This window comes from Thermoanaerobaculia bacterium (genome assembly GCA_035260525.1).
Taxonomy (GTDB): Bacteria; Acidobacteriota; Thermoanaerobaculia; order UBA5066; family DATFVB01; genus DATFVB01.
Genome location: DATFVB010000168.1, coordinates 1 through 7,256, shown reverse-complemented (window position 1 = coordinate 7,256; position 7,256 = coordinate 1). Strand labels below are relative to the sequence as shown.

General features: G+C 69.0%; 8 protein-coding genes. 7 read left to right on the top strand and 1 reads right to left on the bottom strand.

What is annotated here, in order from left to right:
• The first annotated feature begins 56 nt into the window (after positions 1–56).
• The 4 genes from VKH46_08270 to radA all read left to right on the top strand — a co-directional run bounded on the left by VKH46_08270 (position 57) and on the right by radA (position 4,667).
• The gene (locus VKH46_08270; protein HKB70822.1) at positions 57–824 is read left to right on the top strand and encodes an ABC transporter permease; all 768 of its coding nucleotides are present in this window, start codon (positions 57–59) and stop codon (positions 822–824) included.
• 2 nt (positions 825–826) lie between these two features.
• Positions 827–1,666, top strand: a complete 840-nt coding sequence (locus tag VKH46_08265; GenBank protein HKB70821.1) for an ABC transporter ATP-binding protein — start codon at positions 827–829, stop codon at positions 1,664–1,666.
• Complete coding sequence (locus tag VKH46_08260) at positions 1,663–3,099, top strand: MlaD family protein (GenBank protein ID HKB70820.1); 1,437 nt, start codon at positions 1,663–1,665, stop codon at positions 3,097–3,099. The genes VKH46_08265 and VKH46_08260 overlap by 4 nt, the downstream gene beginning before the upstream one ends.
• Before the next feature lie 227 nt (positions 3,100–3,326).
• Positions 3,327–4,667 (top strand): DNA repair protein RadA, encoded by a 1,341-nt coding sequence (gene radA, locus VKH46_08255; GenBank protein ID HKB70819.1) that lies wholly within the window; start codon positions 3,327–3,329, stop codon positions 4,665–4,667.
• 128 nt (positions 4,668–4,795) lie between these two features.
• Here the strand turns inward: radA and VKH46_08250 are convergent, their stop codons facing one another.
• Positions 4,796–5,683 (bottom strand): phosphoribosylaminoimidazolesuccinocarboxamide synthase, encoded by an 888-nt coding sequence (locus VKH46_08250; GenBank protein HKB70818.1) that lies wholly within the window; start codon positions 5,681–5,683, stop codon positions 4,796–4,798.
• A gap of 41 nt (positions 5,684–5,724) precedes the next feature.
• Here VKH46_08250 and VKH46_08245 point away from each other — a divergent pair, with 41 nt between their 5' ends.
• The 3 genes from VKH46_08245 to VKH46_08235 form a co-directional block, all read left to right on the top strand.
• Complete coding sequence (locus VKH46_08245) at positions 5,725–6,351, top strand: hypothetical protein (GenBank protein ID HKB70817.1); 627 nt, start codon at positions 5,725–5,727, stop codon at positions 6,349–6,351.
• Positions 6,348–7,055, top strand: a complete 708-nt coding sequence (locus VKH46_08240; protein ID HKB70816.1) for a hypothetical protein — start codon at positions 6,348–6,350, stop codon at positions 7,053–7,055. Before VKH46_08245 ends, VKH46_08240 begins: the two co-directional genes overlap by 4 nt.
• Before the next feature lie 6 nt (positions 7,056–7,061).
• A partial coding sequence (locus VKH46_08235) for a hypothetical protein (protein ID HKB70815.1) occupies positions 7,062–7,256 on the top strand: 195 nt, incomplete at its 3' end.

Here is a 7,256-nt window from a genome sequence, read left to right as displayed (position 1 = left end):
ACCATTCCGTACGAGATCCTCTGCGGGATCGGCCGCCGCGTACCGCGAAGGTACGATTGAAGATCCTCGAAGCTCTGGGCGCCGCCATCCTGCGCGCCTTCACCGAGATGGGGCGGTTCGTGGTCCTCTTGACGCGCACCGTGCGGTGGGCGGTGCGTCCGCCGTACGACGTCGCGGAGCTCTTCAAGCAGATGGTGCGCGTCGGCGTCGACTCGATCCCCGTCGTGTTCCTCACGGGCCTCTTCACCGGCGGTGTGATCGCGCTCGAGACGTATTCCGGGTTCGCGCGGTTCCACGCGGAGAGCTTCGTGGGGTCGGTCGTCGCGCTCTCGGTGACGCGCGAGCTCGCGCCGGTGCTCGCGGCGCTCATGGTCACCGGGCGCGTCGGCAGCGCGATGGCGGCCGAGCTCGGGACGATGCGGGTCACCGAGCAGATCGACGCCCTCGTCGCTCTCGCGACGGAGCCGGTCCAGTACCTGATCGTCCCGCGGGTCGTCGCGGCGACGGTGATGCTGCCCCTCCTCGTCGTCATGGCCGACGCCGTCGGGATCAGCGGCGGCTACGTCGTCGCCGTCGACCTCCTCGGCGCGAACTCCGTGACGTACGTTCACAACACGTTCCAGTTCCTCGAGAGGAACGACTTCACCGCCGGGCTCATCAAGGCCGCCGTCTTCGGGCTTCTCTTTTCGATGATCGGATGCCAGAAGGGATACTTCACCGAAGGAGGCGCGGAAGGGGTCGGGATCGCGACGACCCGCGCCGTCGTCGCGGGGAGCCTCGCGATCCTCGTGGCGGACTTCTTCCTCGCGAAGATCCTGTTCTGACGATGGACGAGAACGCGCGCTCCGCCGCCGAACGCCCCGCCGGGTCCTCCGAGCCGAAGATCCGGCTCGTCGACCTCTCGAAGAGCTTTGGCGCCAACGTCGTCCTCGACGGGTTGAACCTCGAGATCCCGGAAGGGGAGTCGGTCGTCCTCGTGGGCCCCTCCGGCACGGGCAAGAGCGTGCTCTTGAAGCACATCATCGGCCTGATCCGGCCCGACGCCGGCCAGGTGATCGTCGACGACACCGACATCTGGACCCTCTCCGAGCGCGATCTCAACGTCTTCCGCCGCCGCTTCGGCATGTCGTTTCAGGAAGGCGCCCTCTTCGACTCGATGACCGTCTACGAGAACATCGCGTTTCCGCTGCGCCGCCAGACGGAGAAGACGGCCGGGGAGATCCGCGACCGCGTCGGGGAGTGCCTCGAGCTCGTGCATCTGGAGGGGGTCGAGACGAAGAAGCCCGCGGAGCTCTCGGGCGGGATGCGCCGCCGCGTCGGTTTCGCGCGCGCGATCGCGCTGGAGCCGCAGATCCTGCTCTTCGACGAACCGACGACCGGGCTCGATCCGATCATGACCGACGTGATCGACACGACGATCGTCGAGATGCGCGAGCGGCTTCGCTGCACGACCGTCACGATCACGCACAGCATGACGAGCGCGGCCAAGATCGGCGACCGGATCGCGATGATCTACGGCGGCCGGATCGTCGCCGACGACGCGCCCGACCGATTCATGAAATCGGAGAACCCGCTGGTGCGACAATTCGTCGAAGGGCGGGCGGAGGGACCCATGACGCAGGACACCTGGAAGAGAGACGCGGGGCAGAAAGGGGTGGAGGCATGAGCGCCGTCGCCAAGGTCGGGCTGTTCTTCCTCGTGGCGCTGGTCCTCGCCGGAATCCTCATCTTCAAGATCGAGGATCTGCGGCTCGGAAAAAAGTCCGGCAAATCCGTCAGCATCGTGTTCAAGGACGTCTCCGGCCTCGACAACAAGGCGACGGTCCGCGTCGCGGGCGTGCGGGTCGGCAAGGTCACGAAGATCAAGCTGATCGAGGGACGCGCCTACGTGCAGGTCGAGCTCGACAGCGACGTCGACCTTCGCCAGGGGGCCTCCGCCGCGATCGGGAACCTCGGCCTGCTCGGCGAGAAGTACCTCGAGCTGATTCCCGGACCGATCGGCGCGCCGCCGCTGCCCGAGGACTCGGTCCTGACCGGCAACCAGGCGGTCTCGTTCGACCAGGTCACGAAGCTCGCGCACGACATCGAGCTCGACGTCAAGGACATCACCGCGAGCCTGCGCAATGCCCTCGGCGGCCCGGAGGGGGAGCAGACCACGCGCGCGATCGTGGACAACATCGAGCGGATCACCGAGGAGCTGAAGGTGATCGTCGCCACCAACCACGAGAACGTCGACGCGACGCTCGCGAATTTCCGCGAGTTCTCGCACGAGATGACCCGCCTCGCGGACCGGATCGACGCCCTCGTGGCGGCGAACTCGACCAACACGACCGCGACGATCTCGAACATCAAGGAGATCTCGGACAAGCTCCAGCACACGGCGGACAACCTGAACGCGATCACCGACAAAGTGAACACCGGGAAGGGGACCGTCGGGCAGCTGATCAACAGCGACGAAACGTCGAGGAATTTGAACGACGCCCTCGTCTCGGTGAAGGAGGGGGTGGGCACGCTCAACAAGACGCTCGGCCGGGCCGCGAAGATCAAGATCGACCTGGGGGTGCGCGCCGAGTACCTCTCGCAGCCGTCGAAGTCGAAGGGATATTTGACGGCCGACATCATCCCCGACGAGGACCACTTCTACCGGCTCGAGCTCGCGACACAGCCGTTCGGGCGCCGCTCGCTGTCGACGACGAACTTCACGACGACGTTCCCCGACGGGCACCAGGAGACGACGACGATCCAGAAGGAGAAGTTCGACGACGCCAACGCGGTGTCGGCCCTGTTCGGGTTCAACTTCGGGGACCTGACGCTCCGCGCGGGGCTCGAGGAGTCGCGGGGCGGAGGCGGCATCGACTACTCGCTCCTCCACAAGCGCCTTCGCTTCTCCTTCGACGCGTGGGACTTCGCGCGCCAGGATTACAACGCGCACATGAAGATCGGCGGGCGCTGGTACTTCTCGCCGTCGATCTACGCGACCGCCGGATGGGACGACTTCCTGAACCGGACGAAGAAGGCGGACTCGCTGTTCTTCGGCGCGGGCGTCAGATGGAGCGACGAGGATTTGAAGCTGTTATTGGGGTCCGTTCCTTTGAAGTGATTTGGGTGGCTGAGCCGGCGCACCGATGCATCGAGCCGGGCGGGCGCGTGGCGGCGGCGCGGCTCGTCGAACGAGCGACTCGACCGCGCCGCTCGCCACCCCCTTCGCCGACGCTCCCGCTCCCGCATCGCGGGACGTTCGCTCGATCACTTCGCGAAGGGCCCCCCGCGATGCGAAGGGGCATGGCCCGGAAATCGTTCGCTTCACATGCGGCAGCCGGTTTCTGAATGAAGGGTGAGCCCGGATTCGCGTGCTCCGAATGCGGAGCCGCGTCCGCCAAGTGGATCGGGCGATGCCCCGAGTGCGGAGCGTGGAACTCCTACGTCGCCGCGGCGCCGGCCGCGGCGAGCCGGAAGAGCCGGCGGCCGGCGGCGGCGGCGCGGGCCGTGTCGATCACGGCGGTCGGCGATTCCGCGGCTCCCCGGCTCGCGACCGGACTGCCGGACCTCGATCGGGTGCTCGGGGGCGGCCTCGTCCCGGGATCGGTCGTGCTCATCGGCGGCGAGCCGGGGATCGGGAAATCGACGCTCCTCCTCCAGGCCGCGCGGGCGTGCGCCGGCGCCGGCGGGAAGATCCTCTACGTCTCCGGCGAGGAGTCGCTCCGCCAGGTCCGGCTGCGCGCGGGACGCCTCGGCGCGGTCGCGGAGGAGCTGTTCGTGCTCGGCGAGACCGACCCGGAAACCGCGGTCGAGGAGGCGGCGGCGCTGGCGCCGTCGCTCGTCGTCGTCGATTCGGTTCAGTCGATGACGTCGTCCGACCTCCCTTCCCCCTCCGGCTCGGTCGCGCAGGTGCGAAATGCGGCGCTCGTCTTCCAGCGCTTCGCGCGGGCGAAGAACGTGCCGGTCGTGCTGATCGGCCACGTCACGAAGGACGGGACGCTCGCGGGGCCGAAGGCGCTCGAGCACCTCGTGGACACCGTGCTCTCGTTCGAGGGGGACCGCTCGCGGGGGCGGCGAATCCTGCGGGCGATGAAGAACCGGTTCGGCGCGATCGAGGAGATCGCGCTCTACGAGATGACTTCGTCGGGACTGTCGGAGATCGCCGATCCTTCGCGCGCGCTGCTCGCCGAGAGGAGGGCGGGTACGCCCGGAAGCGCGGTGTCGGCCTCCATCGAAGGGACGCGCCCGCTCCTCGTGGAGATCCAGGCGCTCGTCGGACCCGCGGTGTCGGGATCCGCGCGGCGGAGCGCCGTCGGCCTCGACGCGGGCCGCCTCGCGATGGTGCTCGCCGTGCTCGAGACGTGCGCCGCGCTTCCGGTCGCGTCGCGGGAGATCTTCGTCTCCTGCGCGGGGGGCTTCGACGTGCGCGAGCCGGCGGCGGATCTCGCGCTCGCCGCGGCCATCCTCTCCTCGCACCGGCAGACGCCGCTCCCCGCCGACGCGTTCTACTTCGGCGAGATCGGGCTGCTCGGCGAGGTGCGGTCGGTCCCCGATGCCGCCGCGCGGCTGCGCGAGGGCGCCGCGCACGGCTTCCGCGAGGTCTTCCTGCCGCGGTCGGATGCCTCCGCCGCCGCGGAGTTCCCGGATCTGAAGGCGATGCCGGTCGCCGAAGTGAAGGACCTGGCTTAGAAGAACCTCGAAATTCGAAATTCGAATTCCGAAACAAATCCGAACATCGAGACTCGAATGATCGCAACGGTGAGTTCCGATTGGTCGATCATTCGTCGTTTCCGAATTTGTTTCGCGTTTTTCCGCGATCAGTCGCTCACGTACTCCGGAGCGCGGCCCGTGATCTTCCGGAACGCCTCGAGGTAGCGGTCGCGGGTGCCGCGCACGACGTCGTCCGGGAGCGGCGGCGCGGGCGGCGTCTTGTTCCATCCCGTGCTCTCCAGCCAGTCGCGGATGAACTGCTTGTCGAGCGACGGAGGGGAGCATCCGGGCCGGTAGGACTCCGCGGGCCAGAATCGCGACGAATCGGGCGTGAAGGCCTCGTCGATCCAGACGAGGCGCCCGTCGAGGACGCCGAACTCGATCTTCGAATCGGCGAGGAGGATCCCCTTCTCCTCGCAGCGGCGCGCCACCTCGCGGTAGAGAGAAAGCGTCTTTTCGGCGAGCTCGCGGGCGCGGTCGGCGCCGAGTACCTCGGCCAGGCGCGACAGCGGCACGTTCTCGTCGTGCCCGGTTTCCGCCTTCGTCGCCGGCGTGAAGATCGGTTCCGGCAGTCGGGACGCCTCCCGAAGACCGGACGGAAGGCGCAATCCGCAGACCTCCCCGGTGCGGACGTAATCCTTCCACCCGGACCCGGCGAGGTATCCGCGCGCGACACACTCGAAGGGGATCACCTCGCACTTGCGCGCGATCACGGCGCGTCCCGGGAGGTCGTCGGCCGCCGCGCCCTCGGGGAACTTCCGGGCATCGGTCTCCACGAGATGGTTCTCCACGCCGGGGAACTGGGCGAACCAGAAGTTCGACAGCTGGTTCAGGACCTTGCCCTTGTCCGGGATCCCCGGAGAGAGGACGACGTCGAACGCCGAAACGCGGTCGGTCGCGACGATCAGGAGACGGTCGCCGAGATCCCAGACGTCGCGCACCTTCCCGCGGCGGACCAGCGGGAAGGGGAGCGTCGTGGAGGCGAGCGGCTTCAAGGCCGTTGAGTCTAGCAGAGGAGCTTTGCTATGGTGCCCGAATGCTCCTCCCGGCGGTGGTCCTCCTCTCGACCCTCGGCATCTTTCCGCCGTCGCCGACGATCACGGTCTTCCGAACGCGCGATTTCGCCGCGCATTCGCTTCCGGACGTCACGGTCCGCTCGGCCGGCGAGCGGCTCCGGATCGACGCCTTCGGCCGGGTCTATGTCTTCGACGGCAAGACGTGGTTCTCCGATCGCCCGCTCGCCGACGAGGAATCGGGAGCGGTCGCGTTCCTCGCGTTGTTCGAGCCGGACGCGGTGGTCGAGCGCACGGACACCGCAGGGCGGCCGACGGTCCTCGTCGACGTCCCCGCCGGAACGAAGAAGGCCCGCGTCGAATACCGCTTCGACGGGTCGGGGCTCGCCGCCGCGAACCTCGTGTTCAGCGACGGGAGCGGGTTCCAGTTTCGGCGGGAATCGTCCGAGCCGGGCGCGTTCCCGCCGACGGAGTTCGACCGGCCGCGCGTCGTCGCGCCTCCTCCGGAAGGGTTGGCCGGCCGCGGGGACGGCAAGCCCGACGCGGCCGCCGTCGAGCGGTTGTTCGCCTTCACGATCACCGACGCCGAGCAGCTCGCGTTCGAGAAGGCCGGCGGAGTGGGGCGGTTTCGGCCGCGGACGCGCCGGTGAACCGGCGTCGGATTCCTCTCCTCCTCGCGCTCGGCGCCGCGTCTCTGCGGTGCGGGAGCGCGAAGCCGGCGGGGCCATCGCCCACGGACGCCTCGGCGGCGCCATCGTCCACGCGCGCATCGGCGGCGCGAACGCCGGGAGCATCCGATCCCGCCGCGCTGGCGGAGGGGAAGGAGCTCGCGGCGCGGCTCTTCGGACGCGACCCGCTCGTCACCGACAACCGGCTCCTCCGCTACGTCGCCCTCGTCGGCCGGACGTGCGCGGGCGAGCGCGCCGGCGTGCGGCGGTTCCCGGTGACGCAATCGACGGTCCCCTACGCGACCGCCTTTCCGGGCGGCATCGTCGTGATCTCGCGGGGGCTGCTCCTCCTGATGCGATCGGAAGCGGAGCTCGCGGTCGTGCTCTCGCGCGAAACCTGCCGCGCCGAAACCGATCCCGCCCGGGAGTTCCCCGGTCTCGCGGCGGAGACGGCCGACCTCGGCCGCGAAACGGCCCTCGACGCCTGCGGCGCGCGCCGCGCGTCGCAGGCGGGGTATGATGCCGCGGCCTTCCTGCGACTCCTGGACATGCTGCAGGACCGCGCCGCGTCGGTGCGCGAGAAATCGGACCTCCAGTCGCGCGCGGCGGCGTTTCGCGCGCTGCCCGAGGCGGCGGCGGGAGGAAAATTGCTGGCCGAGCGATTTCGAAGCTCGGCGATTCTGTGAGGGAAGATGGCGAAGCTGCTCTGGCGTCCCGCTCGAAAGTTCCCGGAGACCCACTACTTCGTTCCCGAGAAGGGAGCGTCGCCGCGCGCGCTCGGGAGGAAGACCCCCGACTGCCCCGGGGAGACGTTCTGGATCGGCGGCGACCGAGGCGCGGCCGTCCTCGTGCACCGCTACAAGCCCGGAGCGAACCTCCTCGCCGCG

What these genes read in the sequence shown, in the direction of transcription:
- VKH46_08265 (HKB70821.1), top strand. Translation starts at nt 827, where the DNA reads ATGGACGAGAACGCGCGCTCCGCCGCCGAACGCCCCGCCGGGTCCTCC.
- VKH46_08260 (HKB70820.1), top strand. Translation starts at nt 1,663, where the DNA reads ATGAGCGCCGTCGCCAAGGTCGGGCTGTTCTTCCTCGTGGCGCTGGTC.
- radA (HKB70819.1), top strand. Translation starts at nt 3,327, where the DNA reads ATGAAGGGTGAGCCCGGATTCGCGTGCTCCGAATGCGGAGCCGCGTCC.
- VKH46_08245 (HKB70817.1), top strand. Translation starts at nt 5,725, where the DNA reads ATGCTCCTCCCGGCGGTGGTCCTCCTCTCGACCCTCGGCATCTTTCCG.